The sequence below is a fragment of the Maritimimonas sp. 2205BS37-2 genome (genome assembly GCF_056591755.1).
Genome location: NZ_JBWQOI010000002.1, coordinates 44,389 through 66,915, shown reverse-complemented (window position 1 = coordinate 66,915; position 22,527 = coordinate 44,389). Strand labels below are relative to the sequence as shown.

Sequence of the window (22,527 nt, the reverse complement as noted above, 5' to 3'; positions counted from 1 at the left end):
CATGTAACTTAGTACATAAAAATAATGATGAGGTATTTAGGAATCCTATTGATAGTAATTTTATTACCTTCATGTTTTTCAGACAAGGATAAAGGTTTAGTTCAAGTTTTTGAACTTGACCTTCCAAAAAACACTATTCCTGAAGGAATTGCGGTTGATCAGAAGTTGGGAGAAATTTTTATTAGCAGTATACACCTCAATACGATTACAAAGTCTACCAAAAATGGAAATGACTTTTCTACTTTTTTGCCAGAAAATTATTGTGGCTATTCTACCGGAGTTGGAATGGAGATTTTTAATAATAAGCTATATTCATTAGGAAGTTTTAATCGAAAGAAAAGATCAATTTTAGTAGTCAAAGATTTAGAAAATCCTGATGATGTTGAATGTTTTTCTATGCCAAGTAATGTGGAATCTTATTTTAATGATCTAGCGATAGATAATCAAGGCAATGCTTACATGACCGATACAAACTCTCACAAAGTATATTTCTTCAACTCAAGCAACAAGGTAATTGATATTTTTATGACCGATGAGCAGATTCAATATCCAAATGGTATAGCTATTTCAAAAGACAATTCGAAATTGTTTGTTGATTCATATACACATGGTATTAGAATAATAGATATTAAATCAAAAACAATTTTAAATAAACCTCATAAAGAATCTTCTAATATTGGAATTGATGGGCTTAAATTTCACAATGGGACATTATATGCTGTGAGAAATGGAGGAAGAGATAAAGCAAAACATGGTTTATATCAATACGTTTTAAATGAATCACACAATGATATTTTAGAAATGAACCCACTGGTGATAAATCATAAAAAAATGAACTTACCAACTACGGTTGCCATTTCTGATAATTTTGCTTTTGTTTTAGCAAATAGCCAGTTAGATAATTTTGATCAAGATAAAAATGAAATTATCGATACAATGACGTTAGATCCGGTTTACGTATTAAAAGTGCAATTAAATTAATTAATGATGGACAAGTTATTTGAACCTTATAAAGAATATGGATTATTCATATTGAGGCTATTTATTGGGCTCCGACTTATATATGGAGTTGTAGATAATGTAGTTAGCTGGAACCACATGTTAAAATTTTCAGAGTTTCTAACAGCCTTTCATTTTCCATTTCCTTTAATAAGTGCTGTTGTATCTGTATATGTTCAATTTTTAGGTGGACTATTTTTAATAATCGGATTTAAAACTAGATTAAGCGCAGCAATACTAGCTTTTAATTTTTTAATTGCATTACTTTTTGTTCATATTCTGGGTAACGATAGCATTGAGCAAATGACTCCGGCTTTAGCTATGTTTTTCGGTTGTGTAACGCTAATTTTTACAGGACCGGGTAAATTTTCACTAAAAAAATAAGCCTATAGTACAACTGTTTTTTCCTGCCATTCTTCAATCCAAGTGACCATTACATTTACCCAATCATCATTGTCATTTAAACATGGAATGTATTTATAATCCTTACCTCCAGCTTCCATAAATTGATGTTTGCCTTCCATGGCAATTTCTTCAAGTGTTTCTAGGCAATCAGCAACAAAAGCGGGTGTAATTACCGCCAATCTATTTTTTCCTTCTTTAGGGAATTTCTCTAATTCGAAATCGGTATATGGACGTAACCAAGGATCTTTTAACAAGCGAGACTGAAATGAGTCACTATAAGTACCTTCTTTTAAACCTAATTCGTTAACAACAGATTTTGTGGTTTCAAAACACTGATGCCTATAACAAGTACGATGTGCTTTCGATGGTTTTTCACAACAGCTACCATCTACTTTACAATGCGATTGCGTAGTATCTGATTTATAAATATGTCTTTCTGGAATACCATGATATGAAAATAAGATATGATCATATTCAAAACCATCTAAATGCTTTTTAATATTAGCAGCTAATACCTTAATATAATCTTTATCGTTATAAAAAACCGGTAAGACATCTATTTTAATATTAGGGAAATTGTCTTTATTTACTTGTTTTGCTTTTTCAACCACCGTTTCATAAGAACTCATCGCATAATGAGGGTAAAGAGGGGCTAATAAGATTTCTTCAACACCTTGATTCACTAACTCCTGAATACCTTTTTTAATGCTCATAGAACCATAGCGCATACCTAATGCAACCGGAAGATTCAGTTTTTCAGCTACTTTCTTTTTAAATCGTTCAGAAATAACAACGAGTGGCGACCCTTCATCCCACCAGATTTTTTTATAGGCTTCAGCTGATTTTTTAGGACGTGTATTTAAGATAATGCCTTTTATTAATAGATAGCGCTTCCAATATGGAATATCGATTACGCGCTCATCCATTAAAAATTCATCCAAATATTTACGAACATCTTTTACTTTGGTGCTATCAGGTGATCCTAAATTTACAAGTAATACTCCTTTTTTCATATTAAAGATTTCAACTGCAAAAATACAATTATTGAATAGAAAGAAAACCAAAAAAGCACTTAACTATTCACAAATGATATGCTACTCGTTTAGAGTAGGATTTTACTCATTTTAATTGTTTAAATTATAAACTAATAAATATATTTACCTCTCTCTAATTAGAACTATGAAGCAATTTTTAGCTATATGTTTGATGCTGATTACAGTAAGTGTTTCGGCGCAACAAAAATACCAAAGTCTTTTATGGAAAATTTCTGGCAATAAACTTAAAAAGGATTCTTATCTGTATGGAACAATGCATGTAAGTAGTAAAGTTGCTTTTAGACTTGACGATGTTTTTTATAAGGCACTTAAAGAATGTGATGCGGTGGCACTAGAGTCAGATCCTACAACATGGATGGAGCATAATTATGAGCTTATGGGGATGGTGTCTGGCTATGCTGGCTATTACATGAATAAAAGTGATGATTTTTATGCAAAACACTTTCAATTTAACTTTCCTAATGATATTACAATTCGATCTGCTATTAGATTAGATAATTATATCATAAACGGATATTTATATAGAAAAAATTTTGCCAGAGATAATTTCGAAGAAGAAACATACCTCGATATGTTTATATTTCAGGCAGGGAAAAAACAACTCAAACCAATTTTCGGACTAGAAGATTTTAAAGAATCGAGATACTTAACAACAAAAGCCAGTTATAATATTTCAAAGAAAAAAATAGACGCATGGTTGCAGAAAGAATATAAAAACCACTCACGGTTTGATTTTACCGAACAGGCATATAGAGATCGAAATTTAGATTTGCTAGATTCAATTGGAAATGCAACTAATACCGATCATTTTAGAAAGTATATGTTGTATGAGCGAAATCATAATATGGTAGAAGTTTTGGATTCATTAATGCATATACAATCGGTATTCTCAGGAGTAGGAGCCGCGCATTTACCAGGAGAAAATGGTATGATAGAACTTTTAAGAGAAAAAGGATATCAGGTAACTCCACTAAAATCTAAACAGTCTGAATTTGGTAAAAAAACGAAAAAAGAAATTGAATCAACTTTTATAAAACCACTATTAAAAGAAGAAGAAACAAATGACAGTTTTTTGCGCATTAAAAGTTTTGAAAAATTACATGAACTTAATTTCTTAAATCAAAATTACTATGTGGCAACAGATATGACGAATGGGGCTTATTTAGCTATTACTCGTATTAATACATTTGACTATTTAAATTCTAAGAAAAAAATAAACTTAAAAGATATTGACGATTTTCTATTTGAAGATATTCCAGGAGAAATAATAACAAAAGAGTATTTTGAATCACCTCATAAAGGAATACGAGTTTTAAATAAGACAAAAAAGGGCGATTATCAACGTTATTCGATCTATAAAACACCTCTTGAAATTGTAATAGTTAAACTTGGCGGTAAGCAAGATTATGTTTTAAAATACGGCGATGAGATTTTTAATTCGATTTCGTTTAAACCTATTAATAATCTATGGCAAAATTTTGATCCTAAGTTTAAAAAATATGAGTTTTCTATTCCATCAAACTATATCGCTGAAAACTTTGGTAAAGCGGGTAGAAAAATTGTGCAATCTTATGATAAAAATGGGTTTTACTTTTTTGAAGAAGTGCCAATAAACGACACTAAATATATTGAAGAAGATGCTTTTGAAGCTTCCTACATTCATAAGGCATTTTTAGATATTAATAAACTAAAACCTAAAAATGGAAAATTTGAAAACGGCAGGTACAGTACTTATCGATCTTCAACGACAATTGATTCAATCAACAACGAAAAAATAAGCTTAAAGACTATTATTAAGGATGGGTCTTACTATTTAATGGGATATGTTGGTGGAAATTTAGAAAAGGCCGATCAATTTTTTAAGTCATTTAAGGTTAAATCTATAATTTATAATAAAGAAGCAGAAAAGGTAATCGATACCTCATTACACTTTTCTGTTCGTACCGCAGCTAAACAACCTTTCCCGAACATGTTTACAGGATATAATAGTAGAAAAAGAAAATCCTATGACGAGCTTAAGAAGACAACAAGTTATTCTACCAAGGCTAATGAGGCAATTTTTGTAAAAAGAACAAAGTATCATGACTTACAAATGTTTGCGAATGTTGATAGTCTATGGAATAAAATCAAGAAGCCTCTTCTTAACGATTATTACGTTGTTGACGAAGAAAAATCTTTTGATAATAATTTATATACATATGATTTTGTATTGAGAGATAGTTTAAGTGCAAAGCAAATTAAGGTTAAAAATGTTCTTAAAAAGGGAACACTGTTTGAATTAAAAACATTGCAAGATAGCATTAGTGTGTCTTCAAAATTTGTGAATGATTTCTATACTAGTTTTCACCCCTTAGACACGCTATTAGGCCGCAATTTATTTGAAGATAAGGTGCCAGAATTTTTTGAAGCATTAAAGAATAATGATAGTATAGTTTTTGGGTCAATTGATTTGTTGAATTTTACAAAGGCTCATAAGAAACGGTTAAAGGAAGTTATTGGAAATTTCGATTTTCCTAAAGATAAAATGCCGATAAAAAGCCAATTAGTAAAAGAGCTTATCAGATTAAGTGATCCCGAAGAAATGCAATTGATCAAACAGCTTTATGCTACATCCTATAGCGAACCGCAGATACAGATTGCTATTATAAAATCACTGATAAAGAAAAAAGATAAAGCATCGTATAAATTGATCTTAGACTTACTAGAGACCGATTTTCCTGTGAGTAATGACTATAATATAAGATCACTATTTACTACTTCTTTTAAAAAGGACTCATTAAAATTAAAAAGAGAACTTTTTCCAGAGCTATTAAAATATTCTACAATTACAGAGTATAAAGAACCAGTCTATAAATTGCTGTCTGAGTTACTTGGAAAAAACTTTATAAAAGTTAAAGATTATAAGAAATATAAAAGTCAGATTTTGAACGACGCCAAATTAGAACTAAAAAGAAGTCTTTTTAATAGTAATAATAAAAAATACAATAAATATTCAGCTTATAGAGGCTCTAAAGAAGAGTTGTTAGACGATTATGTGAACATCTTGTTTCCTTTTAAAGATGAAAAAGAGCTTCAAAGTTTCTTTACTAGGTTGCTTGAAAGTAATGAAAATAAAGCACTGGGAATGTACTATGCACTTTTAAAGAAGAATAAGTTGCCTATTAATCAAAAATTAAGTGATAAACTACTTAATGATGTAGAAAATTACAGCTTTTTAATTGATAAACTCGAAGAACTTAAAGTAGCTCATAATTATTTAAAAGAAGATAAAAACAAGCTAAAATATGCACGCTCTAGAGTGTTCAATAAGAAAACTTATAATAAAGAAACGGATGAGATTACTTTTTTAAAGATAAAGCCTATAAAGGTGAAAGGGGAAAGTATAAGGGTATACTTTTTTAAATTGAAAGAAAAGAATAATTATAATACCAATACTACAATACATGCAATAGCTTTCTCAATTAAAGATGGTAAAATGATTTTAGAACCCTATTATCAATCAGAAAGAAATGGGCGGCAATTGGATGAAGTAAGAGATGAAGAAGAGGTTATTAATGAGATTCTAGATACTATTAGATATTTAGATAGAAAACGATTGTTTAAGTTGACTTATAGTCCATTTTAAATTGATTAGTAAGCTCGTAAAGTGTAATTGCTAAGCTGTGTACAACATTCATTGATGAATTTGTTCCGTACATCGGTATTGAGATGCTTTTATCAAGCAGGCTGATGTCATTTATCCCTTTACGCTCACTACCTAATAATAGTACAATTTTATTATGCTTAGTAAAATCATATTCTTGAATGTTTGTACTTTGATCGGTAATTTCTAAACCTAAAATGATGTTCCCTTCGGTTTTTAACTTGTTTATGAGGTCATTAATGTCATCGTAAATTTCAAAGGGTACCACATTAATGGTGTTTCTGGCGGTTCTATTAACAATTCTGTTTTCGGTAGATGGAGAATTTTTATGAATAAAAATTTTTTCAACACCAAAACTTTCTGCCACTCTAAAGCACATACCTATATTTTCTGGAGTTCGAAGTTCATCACAAACTAGCGTAACAGGAAATAATTGCTGCTCATTATGTGTTTCAAGATGAGAAAGCTGTTTCATAGAATTATGCCTGTAATGCGCTTACATATTTTTTGGGAGTAGTGCCGTATTTCTTTTTAAATGCAGCAATGAAATGACTAGAGGTACTATACCCTATTTTATGTCCTACCTCATTCACATTTAGTTTATTTGATTCTAGCAGTTTGCGCGCATACTCCATTTTATAGTCGAACAAGAAACTATAAACCGAATCGCCATAAATTTGTTTAAAACCTTCTTTTAATTTTTTTAGAGTAAGACCTACTTCATTCGCTAATTCTTGTAAGCTTGGAGGCTCAGCCATCCTTTCAATTACGATGTCTTTGGCTTTTCTAATTTTTAATACATTTTGTTCGTCAACTAAAAAAGGACATTGTTCAATATCGGCATCTTCACTTTTATTAAAGTGTAGGCTTAATAGCTCATAAGCTTTTCCTTTTAAATACAATTTTTTGATTGAATAATGTAAGTTGTTGTTCAATACTTGATTTAGCACGATGGTCATTGTTGGAGAAATGGGCCTGGTATCGTAGTATTTTTTGTCTTTATTATCATCACTCAAAAAGTGAATATAATCGGCCTCTTGAGAAAATAAGGAATGAAACTTTTTTATAGAAATTAGCACCGATACAATACTTGAGTTAGGATGTAATTCAAGGTTTAATGGTAATTCACGCTGAGGATTGTATAACAATAATGAATGCTCATTACTTACGTCGAAACCATAACGACCTTCATTAAACAAAAATTTTGAAGCGCCCTTTAGGCAGTAATGAAATTGAATAAAATTACTATCTATCTCGCGTACAATCTGCTGAGGTTCATTACTTTTGTTGAGCAGCTTTAGTACTAAAAATCCATCTTCAAGTAGGTATTCTTCAGTTGAACCTTTAGCGATATTTTTATGATGATTGCTGTTGTTAGGTTTCATGTGTTTTATTTAGAATGAGTCTAAATTATATGATCTCTAAACCCTTATTTTAAGGCAAAAATACGGTTTTTTGTAACTTTTGGGTAAGAAGTTAGTCTAAAAAACTTATAACGTTATAAAAAAAACCTTTAGCGTTGTTTTTTTAATGTTGCTACAATTATTTTTGTCCACGAATTTAAAAGCTAGATGAAAAGCTACAATATTTCGAAACATACTACATTTTACTGTATCGGGTTAAGCTATAAAAAGGCAAATGCCGAAATAAGAGGTAAGTTCTCAATAGATGCAAATACCAAAGAATTACTTTTACAGCAAGCTAATGATGCTAGAATTGAAGAGATTATCGTGATATCTACATGTAACCGTACGGAAATTTATGGTTTTGCAGAACATCCTTTTCAACTTATTCAATTATTATGTAACAATACGAATGGTACGGTAGAAGAGTTTCAGAAAGTGGCTTATGTGCATAAAAACAATGATGCCATAGCACATTTGTTTCGGGTTGGTACTGGGTTAGATAGTCAGATTTTAGGTGACTTTGAAATCATAAGTCAGCTTAAACAAAGTTTTAGACTATCTCAGAAATATAATCTAATCAATGCTTTTCTTGAACGTTTGTTCAATGCAGTTATTCAGGCGAGTAAGCGTATAAAAAACGAAACAATAATTTCTACAGGTGCCACTTCAGTAGCCTTTGCTTCGGTACAATATATCTTAAATAACGTAGTAGATATTTCTAATAAGAACATTTTACTTTTTGGAACGGGTAAAATTGGAAGAAATACCTGCGAAAATTTAATAAAACATACTAAAAATAGCCATATTACGCTGGTTAACAGAACTAAGGATAAGGCAGAACGTTTAGCGGGCAAGTTAAATTTAGTAGTAAAAGATCATAATGAGCTGTCCTCTGAGATTGGTAAATCTGATATACTTATTGTAGCTACAGGAGCTCAAAGTCCTACAATTACAAAAGAGCACATCAGCAAGGGTAAAGATTTATTAATTTTAGACTTATCAATTCCTAAGAATGTTTCAAGTGATGTTTCAGAGTTAGAAAATGTGACTTTAATACATTTAGATCATTTGTCACAAATTACCGATGAAACTTTAGAAAAACGCAAGCGAGAAGTTCCAAAAGCACAGTTAATTATTGATGAAATTCAACAAGAGTTTAATGCTTGGCTTGAGACCAGAAGATTTGCCCCTACCATTAAAGCTTTAAAATCTAAGCTAAAAGAAATCCAATTAGAGGAAATTGACTATCAGCGCAAAAAGCAAAATGATTTTAACGAAGATCAGGCAAAAATTTTATCTGATAGAATCATTCAAAAAATTACCAAACACTTTGCAAATCACCTCAAAGAAGATACTACGACTGGTGAAAGTATTGAGCTGATCTCTAAAGTTTTTCAATTAGAAAAAACCAATTAATGAGTACCACTATTATCAGAATAGGAACTCGCGATAGTGAGTTAGCATTATGGCAGGCAAAAACAGTTCAGCATCAATTAGAATATTTAGGATATAAAACCGAATTGGTACCCGTAAAATCTACAGGTGATTTAATTTTAGATAGACCGTTATACGAATTAGGTATCACAGGCATATTTACAAAAAACCTTGATATCGCGATGCTTAATGAAGACATTGATATTGCGGTACATTCATTAAAAGATGTACCTACAGCTTTACCAAAAGGCATCATTCAAGCTGCGGTTTTAAAGAGAGGGAATAATAATGATTTATTGGTTTACAATAACAATGAAGAGTTTTTAGCCCAAAAAGACGCTATAGTTGCTTCAGGAAGCCTCCGCAGAAGGGCTCAATGGCTTAATCGCTATCCAAGCCATAGTGTGGTGGATCTTCGCGGAAATGTAAATACACGATTAGAAAAGTTAGCAACTAATGATTGGAATGGGGCCATTTTTGCTGCTGCAGGACTAGAGCGTATAAAAAAGAAACCTGAAAATTCAGTTCAGTTAGGTTGGATGGTGCCGGCACCAGCACAGGGCGCTATTATGATAACTGCTCTAGATGAAAATGAATATGTAAAAGAAGCGTGTGCAAAACTTAATGACGAAGAGACAGAATTATGTACAACGATTGAACGTGAATTCTTACGCATTCTAGAAGGCGGATGTACCGCACCGATTGGAGCCTTAGCATATATAAAAGAAGATCAAGTACACTTTAAAGGAATATTGCTAAGTAAAGATGGTACTAAAAAAATAGAAGTTTCTAAAACTACGAAGCATAAAGATTGGAAAACAATAGCTCCTTACTGTGCCGGCGAAGTAATTGAACGTGGAGGAAAACGTATTTTAGTTGAAGATGCAAATGCGCTTGTAAAAGATATAAAAGTATTCTCTACTAAGAAATTATCTAAACCTCAAGAAGACTTATTTAATAATAATATTGGCGTAGAAAGTAGTGATTTTGTAAAAGTTAGATTTAATAGAATAGCGCCCAAGGTTATTAGAAACGAAATAGAAAATGTAATTATAACCAGTAAAAATGGTGTTGAGTCTTTATTAAATAGTTTTTCGGCTGTTGAATTACAATTTCAGAATATTTATTGCGTAGGGCGTAGAACAAAAAAACTAATACAACAAAGAATTGGTACGGTTAAGCACTCAGCTAAAAATGCTCAAAAGTTGGCTGAATATTTGAAAGAAGAACTTAAAGAAGGCGATGAAGTTACTTTTTTTTGCGGTGATTTAAGACGTGATGAATTACCAACAATTTTAGGAGGAAATGGAATTACGGTAAATGAGGTTGAAGTATATCAAGCGATTCTCGATTCTCAAAAACTAGATGAAGATGTAAAGGGAGTACTGTTTTATAGTCCATCAACGGTTCAAAGTTATTTAAAACAAAACACTACCGATAGAATGGCATTTTGTATTGGTGATACAACTGCAACAGAAGCCAAAAAACATTTTAAGAATGTGGAAGTTGCAAAGGTGCCTACGGTTGAAAGTGTTATTGAACTGACTAATTTACATTTTGTAAAAAAATAGATGTTCTATATATTAAAAATTAAAGAACAAGACATCAATAGAAGATGTACCGCCTTTAATAGAATAAGAACTTATTATGTTTAGAACTCGTAGACTTAGAAAATCAGAAAGTATTCGAAGATTAGTTCGAGAAACGAAATTATCGGTTAATGACTTTATTTATCCTTTATTTATTGAAGAAGGAGAGAATATTGAAACTGATATACCATCAATGCCTGGTATCAAGCGCTATTCTTTGGATAGAATTTCAAAAGAACTAGATGAGGTCGTTGAATTGAATATCCCTGCCGTTTTACTGTTTGGGATTCCTTCTAAGAAAGATAATGAAGGTACTGAAACTTGGAATGATAACGGAATTATGCAACAAGCAATCCGTTTTATTAAAAAGAACTATCCAGATATATATGTTATAACAGACGTTTGTTTTTGTGAATACACATCGCATGGACATTGCGGAATTATACATGATAATGACGTGGATAACGATGCTACATTGGTGAATATAGCTAAGCAAGTAGTCTCTCATGCAAAAGCAGGAGTAGATATGGTAGCACCTTCTGGAATGATGGATGGCACCATTGCAATAATTCGAGAAAGCTTAGATAATTCTGGTTTTCCAAACCTGCCAATTATGGGGTATTCCGTAAAATATGCTTCGGCATTTTATGGTCCGTTTAGAGATGCGGCTGATTCGGCACCGAGCTTCGGAGATAGAAGAACTTATCAAATGGATCCTTCAAATAGAGATGAAGCATTACGAGAAGCTACTTTTGATGATGAAGAGGGGGCAGACATTTTAATGGTGAAACCGGCTTTATCATATTTAGACATAATAAGAGATTTAAAAAACAATTTTGACCGCCCTATTGCTTGCTATAATGTGAGCGGTGAATATGCCATGATTAAGGCAGCCTCAGAGAAAGGCTGGATTGATGGAGAAAAAGTAATGCTAGAAAGCTTGCTTTCCATGAAGAGGGCTGGAGCAGATATCATCATTACTTATTTTGCGAAAGAAGCCGCTAAATTATTGATGAAATAATAATTGGTGATTAATAGTTGAAATTAACTACAAAAGAATGAACTATAAAAATTCAAAAAAACTCTATAAAAAAGGACTGAAAAACTTAGTTGGTGCGGTTAATTCACCAGTTAGAGCTTTTGCATCTGTTGGAGGTAACCCACTATTTATAAAGAAGGCCAAAGGGAGTAAGATTGTAGATGTAGATGGAAATGAATATGTAGATTATGTATTGTCTTATGGCCCCATGATCTTAGGGCATCGTCATAAAAAAGTACAAAAGGAAGTTGTTAAAGCTTTAGAGAATGGTTATTCATTTGGTGCCTCTACTGAGAATGAAATCAAATTAGCTAAAATTATTTGTGATGCTTTTCCGGGAATGGATAAAGTACGCTTTGTAAACTCGGGTACAGAGGCGGTACTAAGTGCTATACGTTTGGCTCGCGCTTTTACCAATAAAGATAAGATCATTAAGTTTTCAGGATGTTATCATGGGCATCAGGATGCCTTATTGGTTGCTGCCGGATCTGGATTAGCAACCTTAAGTTTACCAGGAAGTAAAGGTGTGCCAGAGGGAGCGGTAAAAAATACTTTAATTGCCAATTATAATGATATAGAGAGTGTAAAATCACACTTTAATAATCATAAAGATATTGCCGGTATTATTATAGAGCCTGTAGGTGGAAATATGGGGGTTGTGGTACCAAAAGATGGTTTTTTAAGTGAGCTTAAAGAGTTAGCACATAAAAATGGAGCGGTGCTGATAGCAGATGAAGTAATGACCGGATTTCGATCAAAATTTGGTGGTGCGCAAGAATTATTAGGTGTCGAAGCTGATATTACATGCTTAGGTAAAGTAATAGGAGGAGGTTTCCCAGTGGGAGCGTATGGAGCAAGAAATGAGATAATGGAACAGGTAGCACCTTTGGGAGGGATGTATCAGGCAGGAACTTTAAGTGGAAACCCAATTGCAATGGCAGGAGGAATTGCTACTTTATCAGAGCTAAAAAAGCAGAATCCATATGAGCGATTTGATGAATTAGCCAGTATTCTTGAGATCATTCTTAAAGAGAAAGCAAAAAAACATGGTGTTGATATTACCGTAAATCGTTTTGGATCTATGATTAATCCGTTCTTTTCAAAGAATGAAGTAACAAACTTTGAACAAGCTCAACAATCCGACACGAAGAAATTTGCTGCTTTTTTCTGGGAAATGATACACCATGGTATCTTTTTACCGCCGTCACAATTTGAAGCATGGTTCTTATCATCAGCATTGAGTGATAAAGACATAGAAAAAACATCAAAGGCAATAGATAAAGCAATGGAGGCAGTTGCTAAATTGTAATCAAACAAGACAAAACAAAAAGCGAATGGCTAACAAAATTAAAAACGATTTATTCTTAAGAGCTTTAAAGGGCGAAACAGTAGAAAGACCTCCGGTATGGATGATGCGTCAGGCAGGAAGATATTTACCTGAATTTATGGAGATCCGTAAGAAATACGATTTTTTTACACGTTGCCGTACTCCAGAGCTAGCCTCAGAAATTACAGTACAACCTATTCGTAGATACGGAATGGATGCTGCGATTTTATTTTCAGATATCTTAGTAATTCCGCAAGCAATGAATATAGAGGTAGAAATGAAACCCAACTTTGGACCTTTTTTACCAAATCCGGTTCGTGCTCAAAAAGGAGTAGATCAAGTAATCATTCCTGATGTTCAAGAAGAATTGGGATATGTTATGGAAGCTATTAAAGCTACCAAAGAAAAGTTGAACGATGAAATTCCGTTAATTGGTTTTGCGGGATCGCCTTGGACGATCCTTTGCTATGTTGTACAAGGGCAAGGCTCTAAGAATTTTGATAAGGCCAAAGAATTTTGTTTTACGCAGCCAAAGGCAGCTCATGAATTGCTGCAAAAGATCACCGATACTACCATAACTTACTTAAAAGCTAAAGTAGCGGCAGGATGTAATGCAGTTCAGGTTTTTGATTCTTGGGGAGGTATGCTATCCCCTATAGATTATCAGGAGTTTTCATGGCAATATATCAATCAAATTATAGAAGCCTTAAAAGACGATGCGCCAGTTATTGCATTTGGTAAAGGCTGTTGGTTTGCATTAAATGAAATGTCAAAGAGTAATGCTGCCGCATTAGGAGTAGATTGGACGTGTTCACCAAAAAATGCTCGTTACCTAACAGGATATAATAAGACCTTACAAGGAAATTTTGACCCATCACGTTTGTTATCGCCACCAGCAGAAATCAAAAAGATGGTTCATCAAATGATTAATGAGTTTGGAAAAAATAAGTATATTGTTAATTTAGGACATGGTATTTTGCCTAATATTCCTGTGGAAAATGCAAAAGCCTTTATTGATGCCGTAAAAGAATACCAAGGATAGAGGTAACTTTTGGAGGGTTTAAGAGAGTCAAATTTTAAATGATTAAGAATATTTTAACTGGTGTTAATGCCTATTTTAGTGCATATAGATTAATTTCTAAATTAAACCTTTGGAAATATTTTTTCATTCCAATAGTAATAAGTATTGTCACAGCTATCGCAATATTTGGCTTGGCTTATAGCTTCTCAGATAATTTAGGAAGCTTTATTTCAAAGATTTGGATATTGGATTGGGGTAAAGATGTTTTTAGTAGCGTTGGTACATTTATAGGAGGACTCATTATCATTGCCTTGGGGATTATTCTTTATAAGCACCTTATTATGGCTTTTTCGGCACCTTTTATGAGCCCGGTTTCCGAAAAAATTGAAGCACATTTACTTGGCGAGAATCACTTACATACCAACTCGACATTTACTGAGCAACTGTGTAGAGGAATCCGATTGAATACCAGAAACTTATTTATGGAATTACTAATTACCATTCCGATTTTAATATTAAAATTCATTCCTGGTATTAATATATTATCTACAGTTTTATTATTTATGGTACAAGGATATTATGCAGGTTTCGGTAGCATGGATTATACTTTAGAACGGCATTTTAATTATAAAGACAGTATACAATTTGTTAAAAAGCATAGAGGCTTGGCTATTGGTAATGGCTTATTATTTCTTTTGATGCTTTTAACGCCTGTGGTTGGAATTATACTAGCATTGCCATATTCTGTAGTGGCGGCTACAAAGGTAACTGTTAAAGAAATCCATAATCCAATATGAATATTTGGAAGATCATAAAGCGATTTAAATATGGCCAGATGTGGCAGCTTCTTATATTAAGTATAAGATATCCTCTTTATGTGTATCCTACACTAAAAGCAACCTCGAAGAGCTTCTTAAAAGCTAAAAAAGAATTTCCTAATACGCATGGAAAAAATGGAAAAGCAAACGCATACAGACATGCATTTTGGAATAGTTTGATTTGTTTCGAATGTAGAAAGTGGAGTAAAAATACGCGAAGAATATTAGCCTGGACAAAACTAATTACCGACAAACATGAACAGTTATCTCCGAACGACCCATTAGATGAACGTATGGATTTACACAATAACAAAATAGGACGAAACCTCTATATTGCCTCTTCATTTAAATCTGTAGACGAAATGTCCAACTTAATTATTGAAAAGTTAAAATCTGCCAAGAAAATTAGTGAAGTTAAAGATGCTGAGTTACATCCCACGAATTTGGTATATATTAAGGACGAATAATGAAGCTCGAAGACTTTAGATTTAGTAAAATTTCAAAAAATGATGCTAAAGGTATTCATTATTTAATGATTAATAATGCTGATCGATTCAAGCTTTATTTTCCAAAAACTTTAGAGCAAAATATAACCTTAGATTTAGCAAAAGAATTTACCAAAACAAAAGAAAAGGAATTTAAGGCAAAAGAGGAATTTCTTTTTACAATTAAAAACTCCAAAGCCAATAGCATTATTGGCTTAGTTTATATAAAGGATATTGTTTGGGATAAGCAACAAGGAGAATATGCCTATTGTATGGATAAGAACTTTGGAGGAAGAGGTATAATGGTTAAGACAATTAAAGAACTATCAAATCATGCTTTTTTAAACTTAGGGTTTAAAGTATTGCAAATAAAAGTTCATAAAACAAATACACCTAGTGTTAAAGTAGCTGAAAGGACCAATTTTAAGTGGCAAGAGACTTTATTAAAAGAGTATACCCCGCCCGGAAGACTCCCGTTAGATATGGAATTATATGAATTGTATAAAAATTAATTTATGCCGCATTTTGTAGTAGATTGCTCAAAAACAATTATTGAAAAAGAAGCTGCTAATCATGTGCTTAAAATTATACACGATGCAGCTGTAGATACCAATCTTTTTGACGAAAGAGATATAAAAGTACGTTTAAACCCTTTTAATAGAGATTACTTTGTAGGAGGAAAGCAAGACGATTTTATTCATGTTTTTGCTAATATAATGGAAGGAAGAACTACCGAGCAGAAAGCAGATCTCTCAAGAAAAATTGTTAGACAACTAAAAGAATTATTTCCCGAGGTTCAATTTATTGCTATCAATATCAGAGATTTTGAAAAAGCAACCTATTGTAATAAAAATATGATCTAGTAATGAAAGATAAATTTTATAACTATATACAACAACTTCAAGATACCATTACTTCAAAACTTGAAGAAATAGATGGAAAGGCGAAATTTCATCAAGACATCTGGAAGCGTCCAGAGGGCGGTGGTGGAAGAACTCGCGTCATCGAAAACGGAAATATTTTCGAAAAAGGAGGTGTAAATATTTCAGCTGTTCATGGACCATTACCAAAAGCAATGCAAACATATTTTAATGTTGGTGAAGTAGACTTTTTTGCTTGTGGACTAAGCTTGGTAATTCATCCAAAGAGCCCATTTGTGCCTACGGTACATGCTAATTGGCGATATTTTGAAATGTACAATAAAGATGGAGAAATAGTTGATAGTTGGTTTGGTGGAGGGCAAGATTTGACGCCTTATTATTTATTCGAAAAAGATGCACAACATTTTCATCAAATATGTAAAAGCGCTTGTGATGAACATAGTAAAGACTTCTATAAAGAATACAAAAAGAAATGCGATGAATACTTTTATAATTCACATCGAGGAGAAGCAAGAGGTATAGGTGGTTTGTTCTTTGATTATTGTAAAAAGTCAGATTCAATGACAATGCAGAATTGGTATGATTTTGTAACCGAAGTGGGTAATAGTTTTTTAGAAGCCTATGTACCGATTGTTGAACAAAGAAAAGATATAAGCTACACACAAGAACATCGCGATTGGCAGGAAATTCGCCGTGGGCGGTATGTAGAATTTAACTTGGTGCATGATAAAGGTACTTTATTCGGACTTAAAACAAATGGCCGTATTGAAAGTATACTGATGAGTTTACCGCCACATGTGCAATGGGTATATGATCATCATCCTCAAGCCGGAAGCGATGAAGAAAAGCTCTTGAAAGTTCTTAAAAACCCTAAAGAATGGGTGAATTAAAGTTTTAACAAAAAGTAGTAAGTATTAACTTCTTTAATAACACTAAATTTCTCTTTCATCTATAAATTTTGAAGTTAACTCACTTCAAGACATTATGTTTAGTAGGTTCGTAATTTTCTTATTCTAGATTCGCTAGTACTAATCAAGAGCTAGATTGGCTACAAGATATTACAACTTTTCAATTGAGTTATTCGCAACAAAATTGGCTAATTGTTATATTTTATTGATAAAATAATAAATATTAGTTGTTTTTTTGTCAATTCATTAATTCGTTTAAAGATTAATTCCTCCAATTCAATTTTTACATCTTTAAATTTCTTAAATTCGCAGTCTCAAAACTACGAATCTGTTATGGCAAAATTTGAGTTAAAACTTCCTAAAATGGGTGAAAGTGTTGCTGAAGCAACGATTACTTCTTGGTTAAAAGAAGTAGGAGATACCATTGAACTTGATGAGGCAATTGTCGAGATTGCCACTGATAAGGTAGACTCTGAAGTCCCTTCAGAAGTTGAAGGAGTTTTAGTAGAGAAATTATTTGAAGCTGATACCGTAGTACAGGTAGGTCAGACCTTAGCAATAATTGAAACAGATGGAGCTGATGCTGCTATTGAAGCCACACCAGCTGCCGTAGAAACTCCTGCTATGATTGAAGCTGAAGCAAAGCAAGAAATTGTTGAGCCAGTTGCCGCTGTAGAACAAAATGCTGCTGCTGCTGTAGCAGAGATTAAAAATTCTCCTTCAGGTAAGTTTTATTCGCCATTAGTGAAGAACATAGCGCAGAAAGAAGGCATTTCTTTAGAAGAGTTAGAATCTCTAAACGGAACAGGTAAGGATGGTAGAGTTACTAAGAATGATATTTTAGCATACGTTGAGAATAGAACAAATGGTTCAGTACAGCCGGTTGCCAAAGTAGAAACACCTTCTCAACCAAAGCAAACTTCTACACCAAAAGCAGCTCCGATTGCAATGAGTGGTGAAGATGAAATTATTGAGATGACAAGAATGGGGAAACTCATTTCTAAACACATGGTTGATTCGGTACAAACTTCTGCACATGTACAATCATTTATAGAAATTGATGTTACTAATATTGTAAAATGGAGAGATAGGGTGAAAGATGCTTTCTTTAAGAGAGAAGGAGAGAAGCTAACCTTTACTCCAATATTTATGCAAGCAGTGGCTTCGACGGTTAAAAAATATCCATTAATAAATATATCGATACAAGGTGATACCATTGTTAAAAAGAAAAATATCAATTTGGGTATGGCAGCTGCTTTACCAGATGGCAACTTGATTGTTCCTGTAATTAAAAATGCAGATCAATTAAATTTAATGGGTATGACTAAGCAGGTAAATGACCTTGCTAATAGAGCACGTATAAATCAACTAAAGCCAGATGAGATTCAAGGTGGTACCTATACTGTGACAAATGTAGGAAGCTTTGGTTCTGTGATGGGAACACCTATAATTAATCAACCACAAGTGGCAATATTAGCTTTAGGAGCTATTCGAAAAATGCCCGCTGTAATTGAAACACCCGATGGAGATTTTATTGGTATCCGTCACAAAATGTTTGTATCGCATTCGTATGATCATAGAGTTGTGAATGGAGCGCTTGGAGGGATGTTTATTAAATCACTAAAAGAAGCTTTAGAAGCTTGGGATGTAAATCAAGATTTTTAATTTATTTTAACTTTTAAGATATTCAAAAGCTCGGTTTTAACCGGGCTTTTTTATTATTTTAGTCCACTATAGTATTAATGAATGACCTTTGATAATCCATTACTATTTTTTATTTGCTCTTTAGGAGTTTTTAATGGCTTTTTGGTAAGTCTATATTTTTTATTTTTTAGTAAAGAAAAAAGGGTTCAGAATTTTTTCTTAGGAGTACTAGTCTTAATGCTCTCTATTCGAATAGGAAAATCCGTTTATGTGATTTTCACATCTAGAGAAGAACGCAATTTATGGATTTTACAGATCGGACTTTCAGCTTGCTTTTTAATTGGAGTCTCACTATTTTATTATCTTAAATCTTCGGTAAAAAATACCAAAGTGATTCCAAATTCTTGGAAGATACACTTCTTACTTTTAACCATTATAATTTTCTTGATAGGCGCAATAAAGCCCTATGCCACAAATCAAGAAATTTGGATAGAATATATAGTGCATACCATTTATACAGTGTGGGGAGTCTATATCTTGCTATCTGGATTTATTATTAAAGATATTTTTCGAAAACTATTTAGGAGAAAGGAAAAATGTACTACTGCAGAATTGTGGCTAGTTTGGATGTACGTAGGCAACATTTTGATATACACAGCATATATAATAGGTTATTTCTATTTATATATGGTAGGTACCATTACATTTTCAGTGGTGTTTTATGCGCTATTAATATTCTTACTTTTTAAAAATAATAGAGAAGGTGTTTTTCAAGATATTCCTGAGAAATATAGTGCCAAGAAAATAGATGAAAGTGAGGCCAATCTTTTGCTAGATCAACTAAATGTCTTGATGAAACAAGAAGAATTGTACAAAGAATCAGATCTAAAATTACAAAGCGTAGCAAAGCATATACAGGTATCAACGCATAAATTATCACAATTATTGAACGATAATCTAGGTAAAAGCTTTGCATCTTTCATTAATGATTATAGAGTAGAAGAAGCAAAACAATTGTTGAAAGAGAACAATCAATTCACCTTAGAAGCAATAGGATTCGAAGCTGGATTTTCCTCAAAATCAAGTTTTTATGCCACTTTTAAAAAAGTGGTTGGCAAAACACCTTCAGAATTTCAAAAGCAATTTAAATAAACAAAACATCCAAAATTATAATTCTGGACGCCTAAATTATAACCTATAAATCAATAGTAGAATCATTTTAAGAGGTTTGAAATCAATTTTAAACTTTTTTACAAATGAAACTATTCTTTTTTCTGGTGAGTTTACTTAGTGTACAACTCATTAATGCACAATCTGATGAACAATTAGTTAGTAAAACGCTTCAAAATTATATTGATGGTAGTTCATATAATAAACTCAAGTTACTAGAAAGCGCCTTTACTGAAGATGCAACACTTTATCTTACGGGTAGGGAAGGATTTAAACGCTATACACCTAAAGAATATACCGACTTTTTTAAAAATAGAAAACCAGGGGAATTTAATGGTAGACACGGCAAAATACTTTCTATGGAGCTTATAAAAGATATTGCTACAGCGAAAGTTGAAATTTCCAACCCAGAAAAAAAATGGACTTACATTGACTTATTCCTACTTAAAAGAACTGATAAAGGTTGGAAAATTATAAGTAAAACTGCTACTAGAACGGACGACAATAAATAATGAGAAAATTTTTAGCTTTGGTATTCTCGGCTGTGTTTTATGTCATAACCGCCCAGACACCGGAAATAAGATTTTTAGAAACTGATATAAAAATTGATGGTAATCTAAATGAAAATGTTTGGCAAGAGTTACCCGCCTATACCGGATTTTATAACTATTTGCCTACCGATGAAGGTTTAGCGAAAAATCAAACAACCATAAAAATATTTCATAATGGAGAAAACTTATATATAGGAGCAACATATAACGATACTACTCCGAGAAACCAAGTAAGCACATTAAAGCGCGATGTTTCTATAGCTTCTAGTGATGCTTTGGTAATGATTTTAGATACGCAATACCAACAACAAAGCGCCTATTTTTTTGCTGTTAATGCATTGGCAAGTCAGGTAGATGGTTTAATTGAACGCGTTAACGACGGTTATGGATTGAGTTTTAGTTGGAATGCAGTTTGGCAAGCTAAAACATCAACACGAGGGAATCAAAAGTTATACGAAATCGAAATCCCCTTAAAAGCACTTAATTTCAATACTGATATTGGTAAATTCGGAATTCAATTTTATGTACGTGATATTAAAAATAATTCATGGACCATCTTAAAAAATGTAAAGCGTAACTATCCTAATTTTGATTTAAGATTTACCGAAACTTTTTTAGTTGGAAACTTACCGAATAAGGCAAAATCTCGATTCGCAATAACGCCGTCTGCCACGATTAACTATCAAAATAATGTTGAAAATAATCAAGACGAAACTACTTTTAAGCCCAGTTTAGATGTTCAATACAACTTAACTTCATCTTTGAAGTTAGATGCTACCATAAATCCTGATTTTTCGCAAATTGATGTTGATCAGCAGGTAACCAACCTAACACGGTTTTCTATATTTTTTCCTGAGCGCAGAAGCTTTTTTTTAGAAAATGCTGATTTGTTTTCAAACCTTGGAACCGATGATGTAAACCCATTTTATTCAAGACGAATAGGCGCGAATAGCGATATACAATTTGGCGTAAAGTTGTCTGGGAATCTTTTTCCAAAAACCAGAATTGGATTTTTAAATGTGCAAACGGAAAATGACGACGACATAGCTTCTCAAAATTTCACATCGATCGTAGGAGAACAGCAGTTATCTAAGAACTTTACGGCTACAGCATTTCTAATTAATCGTCAACAAACAGATAAATTTGAATTTCTAGATGAATATAACCGTGTAGCAGGACTAAATATCAATTATAAATCAAACAATAATCGTTGGACAGGATTAATCAATTTTGGTAAAAGCTTTAATGATCAACTCTCAGGAGATAATAGCTTTTATAACGCTGGTGTCTGGTACAATAAGCGAGGTATGGAGTGGAATGTTGCTGTTAAACAACTCGGTAAAAATTATATTACCGATGTCGGATTTACGCCTCGCCTGTTTAATTACGATGCAATAAATGATGAAATAATTAGAGAAGGATATACCGAAGCCTCTGGGTATTTAAGCCTGAACAAATTTTTCTCAAAATCTAAAACGCTAAATCAGTATCGCTATTTTTTTGGTAGAAATAATACCTATTTTGATGAAGAGGGCACAATCTCTCAGGTAACATCCTATTTTAATACAGCTCTTTTTTTTAAAGATTTATCGGCAGTATATATCAACCTCTACCATGATTATATAGATTTAAAATATGCATTTGATCCGTTAAGAAATGGTAATGTGCTCTTACCCGATCAATACCGCTTTTTTAGAGGGAGGATAGGTTATAATTCTGTAAGTAATAAAAAATTAGTTTTTAGAACATACTTGCACCATGGGCAATTCTATAATGGTAAACGCTCGGCAGCTTTTTTAACCACTTCATATAGATTATTACCTTTTGCCAATATTGATCTATCGTATGAAATAAACCATCTAAATTTAGATGAACTTGGTAAAGAAACCTTTCATCTTACCCGTTTTACAGGCGAGATCTTTTTTAACAACCGATTGAACTGGACAACCTACGTGCAACATAATACACAACGCGATAATTTTAACATCAACAGCCGTTTGCAATGGGAATATAAACCTTTGAGTTATATCTATTTGGTAGTAACCGATAATTTTAATGAAAGTATTCATCGTAAAAACTGGGGTGTGGCATTTAAAATGAATTATCGCTTCGATTTTTAAAAATTTGTAACGTTTTTATAAAAAGGCAGTTT

General features: G+C 32.5%; 20 protein-coding genes. 17 read left to right on the top strand and 3 right to left on the bottom strand.

Going from position 1 to position 22,527, the window contains the following annotated elements; translation table 11 throughout:
* Positions 1-24: 24 nt before the first annotated feature.
* Together AC1EUU_RS07670 and AC1EUU_RS07665 are read left to right on the top strand one after the other, a co-directional pair.
* Positions 25-981 (top strand): SMP-30/gluconolactonase/LRE family protein, encoded by a 957-nt coding sequence (locus tag AC1EUU_RS07670; RefSeq protein ID WP_480200828.1) that lies wholly within the window; start codon positions 25-27, stop codon positions 979-981.
* Between the two features lie 6 nt (positions 982-987).
* Complete coding sequence (locus AC1EUU_RS07665) at positions 988-1,383, top strand: DoxX family protein (RefSeq protein ID WP_480200827.1); 396 nt, start codon at positions 988-990, stop codon at positions 1,381-1,383.
* Positions 1,384-1,385: 2 nt separating this feature from the next.
* Here the strand turns inward: AC1EUU_RS07665 and hemH are convergent, their stop codons facing one another.
* Positions 1,386-2,417, bottom strand: a complete 1,032-nt coding sequence (gene hemH, locus AC1EUU_RS07660; protein WP_480200826.1) for a ferrochelatase — start codon at positions 2,415-2,417, stop codon at positions 1,386-1,388.
* Between the two features lie 166 nt (positions 2,418-2,583).
* Here hemH and AC1EUU_RS07655 point away from each other — a divergent pair, with 166 nt between their 5' ends.
* On the top strand, positions 2,584-6,084 hold the full coding sequence (locus tag AC1EUU_RS07655; RefSeq protein WP_480200825.1) for a TraB/GumN family protein: 3,501 nt from the start codon (positions 2,584-2,586) through the stop codon (positions 6,082-6,084).
* On the opposite strand, the gene AC1EUU_RS07650 is transcribed toward AC1EUU_RS07655, so the two are convergent.
* The gene (locus tag AC1EUU_RS07650; RefSeq protein WP_480200824.1) at positions 6,059-6,577 is read right to left on the bottom strand and encodes a TrmH family RNA methyltransferase; all 519 of its coding nucleotides are present in this window, start codon (positions 6,575-6,577) and stop codon (positions 6,059-6,061) included. The two genes, AC1EUU_RS07655 and AC1EUU_RS07650, sit on opposite strands and share 26 nt — an antisense overlap.
* 4 nt (positions 6,578-6,581) lie before the next feature.
* Positions 6,582-7,487, bottom strand: coding sequence for a helix-turn-helix domain-containing protein (locus AC1EUU_RS07645; RefSeq protein WP_480200823.1), 906 nt, complete (start codon positions 7,485-7,487; stop codon positions 6,582-6,584).
* 186 nt (positions 7,488-7,673) lie between these two features.
* On the opposite strand from AC1EUU_RS07645, the gene hemA reads away from it, so the two are divergent.
* From hemA to AC1EUU_RS07575, 14 genes are all read left to right on the top strand, one after another.
* Positions 7,674-8,924, top strand: coding sequence for a glutamyl-tRNA reductase (hemA, locus tag AC1EUU_RS07640; protein WP_480200822.1), 1,251 nt, complete (start codon positions 7,674-7,676; stop codon positions 8,922-8,924).
* The gene (gene hemC, locus AC1EUU_RS07635) at positions 8,924-10,513 is read left to right on the top strand and encodes a hydroxymethylbilane synthase (RefSeq protein ID WP_480200821.1); all 1,590 of its coding nucleotides are present in this window, start codon (positions 8,924-8,926) and stop codon (positions 10,511-10,513) included. The genes hemA and hemC overlap by 1 nt, the downstream gene beginning before the upstream one ends.
* Before the next feature lie 76 nt (positions 10,514-10,589).
* A complete protein-coding gene (gene hemB / locus AC1EUU_RS07630; protein ID WP_480200820.1) occupies positions 10,590-11,552 on the top strand; it encodes a porphobilinogen synthase in 963 nt (320 codons plus the stop codon).
* Between the two features lie 37 nt (positions 11,553-11,589).
* Positions 11,590-12,879 (top strand): glutamate-1-semialdehyde 2,1-aminomutase, encoded by a 1,290-nt coding sequence (gene hemL, locus AC1EUU_RS07625; RefSeq protein ID WP_480200819.1) that lies wholly within the window; start codon positions 11,590-11,592, stop codon positions 12,877-12,879.
* A 25-nt stretch (positions 12,880-12,904) separates the two neighbouring features.
* Positions 12,905-13,939, top strand: coding sequence for a uroporphyrinogen decarboxylase (hemE, locus tag AC1EUU_RS07620; RefSeq protein ID WP_480200818.1), 1,035 nt, complete (start codon positions 12,905-12,907; stop codon positions 13,937-13,939).
* 38 nt (positions 13,940-13,977) lie between these two features.
* Positions 13,978-14,715 (top strand): EI24 domain-containing protein, encoded by a 738-nt coding sequence (locus AC1EUU_RS07615; RefSeq protein ID WP_480200817.1) that lies wholly within the window; start codon positions 13,978-13,980, stop codon positions 14,713-14,715.
* Positions 14,712-15,203 carry a DUF6973 domain-containing protein gene (locus AC1EUU_RS07610; RefSeq protein ID WP_480200816.1) on the top strand — a complete coding sequence of 164 codons (492 nt, stop codon included), beginning with the start codon at positions 14,712-14,714 and terminating at the stop codon, positions 15,201-15,203. Before AC1EUU_RS07615 ends, AC1EUU_RS07610 begins: the two co-directional genes overlap by 4 nt.
* Positions 15,203-15,733 carry a GNAT family N-acetyltransferase gene (locus tag AC1EUU_RS07605; RefSeq protein ID WP_480200815.1) on the top strand — a complete coding sequence of 177 codons (531 nt, stop codon included), beginning with the start codon at positions 15,203-15,205 and terminating at the stop codon, positions 15,731-15,733. Before AC1EUU_RS07610 ends, AC1EUU_RS07605 begins: the two co-directional genes overlap by 1 nt.
* Positions 15,734-15,736: 3 nt before the next feature.
* Positions 15,737-16,084, top strand: coding sequence for a 5-carboxymethyl-2-hydroxymuconate Delta-isomerase (locus AC1EUU_RS07600; protein ID WP_480200814.1), 348 nt, complete (start codon positions 15,737-15,739; stop codon positions 16,082-16,084).
* Positions 16,085-16,086: 2 nt separating this feature from the next.
* A complete protein-coding gene (hemF, locus tag AC1EUU_RS07595; RefSeq protein WP_480200813.1) occupies positions 16,087-16,992 on the top strand; it encodes an oxygen-dependent coproporphyrinogen oxidase in 906 nt (301 codons plus the stop codon).
* Positions 16,993-17,343: 351 nt separating this feature from the next.
* Positions 17,344-18,675 (top strand): dihydrolipoamide acetyltransferase family protein, encoded by a 1,332-nt coding sequence (locus AC1EUU_RS07590; protein ID WP_480200812.1) that lies wholly within the window; start codon positions 17,344-17,346, stop codon positions 18,673-18,675.
* Positions 18,676-18,756: 81 nt separating this feature from the next.
* The gene (locus tag AC1EUU_RS07585) at positions 18,757-19,806 is read left to right on the top strand and encodes a helix-turn-helix domain-containing protein (protein WP_480200811.1); all 1,050 of its coding nucleotides are present in this window, start codon (positions 18,757-18,759) and stop codon (positions 19,804-19,806) included.
* 104 nt (positions 19,807-19,910) lie between these two features.
* Positions 19,911-20,336, top strand: coding sequence for a nuclear transport factor 2 family protein (locus AC1EUU_RS07580; RefSeq protein ID WP_480200810.1), 426 nt, complete (start codon positions 19,911-19,913; stop codon positions 20,334-20,336).
* Positions 20,336-22,495 (top strand): DUF5916 domain-containing protein, encoded by a 2,160-nt coding sequence (locus AC1EUU_RS07575; protein ID WP_480200809.1) that lies wholly within the window; start codon positions 20,336-20,338, stop codon positions 22,493-22,495. The genes AC1EUU_RS07580 and AC1EUU_RS07575 overlap by 1 nt, the downstream gene beginning before the upstream one ends.
* Positions 22,496-22,527: the final 32 nt, after the last annotated feature.

Excerpts from the sequence above, each read along its gene's own strand:
- AC1EUU_RS07670 (WP_480200828.1), top strand. The coding sequence starts at position 25 with ATGATGAGGTATTTAGGAATCCTATTGATAGTAATTTTATTACCTTCA.
- AC1EUU_RS07665 (WP_480200827.1), top strand. The coding sequence starts at position 988 with ATGGACAAGTTATTTGAACCTTATAAAGAATATGGATTATTCATATTG.
- hemH (WP_480200826.1), bottom strand. The coding sequence starts at position 2,417 with ATGAAAAAAGGAGTATTACTTGTAAATTTAGGATCACCTGATAGCACC.
- AC1EUU_RS07655 (WP_480200825.1), top strand. The coding sequence starts at position 2,584 with ATGAAGCAATTTTTAGCTATATGTTTGATGCTGATTACAGTAAGTGTT.
- AC1EUU_RS07650 (WP_480200824.1), bottom strand. The coding sequence starts at position 6,577 with ATGAAACAGCTTTCTCATCTTGAAACACATAATGAGCAGCAATTATTT.
- AC1EUU_RS07645 (WP_480200823.1), bottom strand. The coding sequence starts at position 7,487 with ATGAAACCTAACAACAGCAATCATCATAAAAATATCGCTAAAGGTTCA.
- hemA (WP_480200822.1), top strand. The coding sequence starts at position 7,674 with ATGAAAAGCTACAATATTTCGAAACATACTACATTTTACTGTATCGGG.
- hemC (WP_480200821.1), top strand. The coding sequence starts at position 8,924 with ATGAGTACCACTATTATCAGAATAGGAACTCGCGATAGTGAGTTAGCA.
- hemB (WP_480200820.1), top strand. The coding sequence starts at position 10,590 with ATGTTTAGAACTCGTAGACTTAGAAAATCAGAAAGTATTCGAAGATTA.
- hemL (WP_480200819.1), top strand. The coding sequence starts at position 11,590 with ATGAACTATAAAAATTCAAAAAAACTCTATAAAAAAGGACTGAAAAAC.
- hemE (WP_480200818.1), top strand. The coding sequence starts at position 12,905 with ATGGCTAACAAAATTAAAAACGATTTATTCTTAAGAGCTTTAAAGGGC.
- AC1EUU_RS07615 (WP_480200817.1), top strand. The coding sequence starts at position 13,978 with ATGATTAAGAATATTTTAACTGGTGTTAATGCCTATTTTAGTGCATAT.
- AC1EUU_RS07610 (WP_480200816.1), top strand. The coding sequence starts at position 14,712 with ATGAATATTTGGAAGATCATAAAGCGATTTAAATATGGCCAGATGTGG.
- AC1EUU_RS07605 (WP_480200815.1), top strand. The coding sequence starts at position 15,203 with ATGAAGCTCGAAGACTTTAGATTTAGTAAAATTTCAAAAAATGATGCT.
- AC1EUU_RS07600 (WP_480200814.1), top strand. The coding sequence starts at position 15,737 with ATGCCGCATTTTGTAGTAGATTGCTCAAAAACAATTATTGAAAAAGAA.
- hemF (WP_480200813.1), top strand. The coding sequence starts at position 16,087 with ATGAAAGATAAATTTTATAACTATATACAACAACTTCAAGATACCATT.
- AC1EUU_RS07590 (WP_480200812.1), top strand. The coding sequence starts at position 17,344 with ATGGCAAAATTTGAGTTAAAACTTCCTAAAATGGGTGAAAGTGTTGCT.
- AC1EUU_RS07585 (WP_480200811.1), top strand. The coding sequence starts at position 18,757 with ATGACCTTTGATAATCCATTACTATTTTTTATTTGCTCTTTAGGAGTT.
- AC1EUU_RS07580 (WP_480200810.1), top strand. The coding sequence starts at position 19,911 with ATGAAACTATTCTTTTTTCTGGTGAGTTTACTTAGTGTACAACTCATT.
- AC1EUU_RS07575 (WP_480200809.1), top strand. The coding sequence starts at position 20,336 with ATGAGAAAATTTTTAGCTTTGGTATTCTCGGCTGTGTTTTATGTCATA.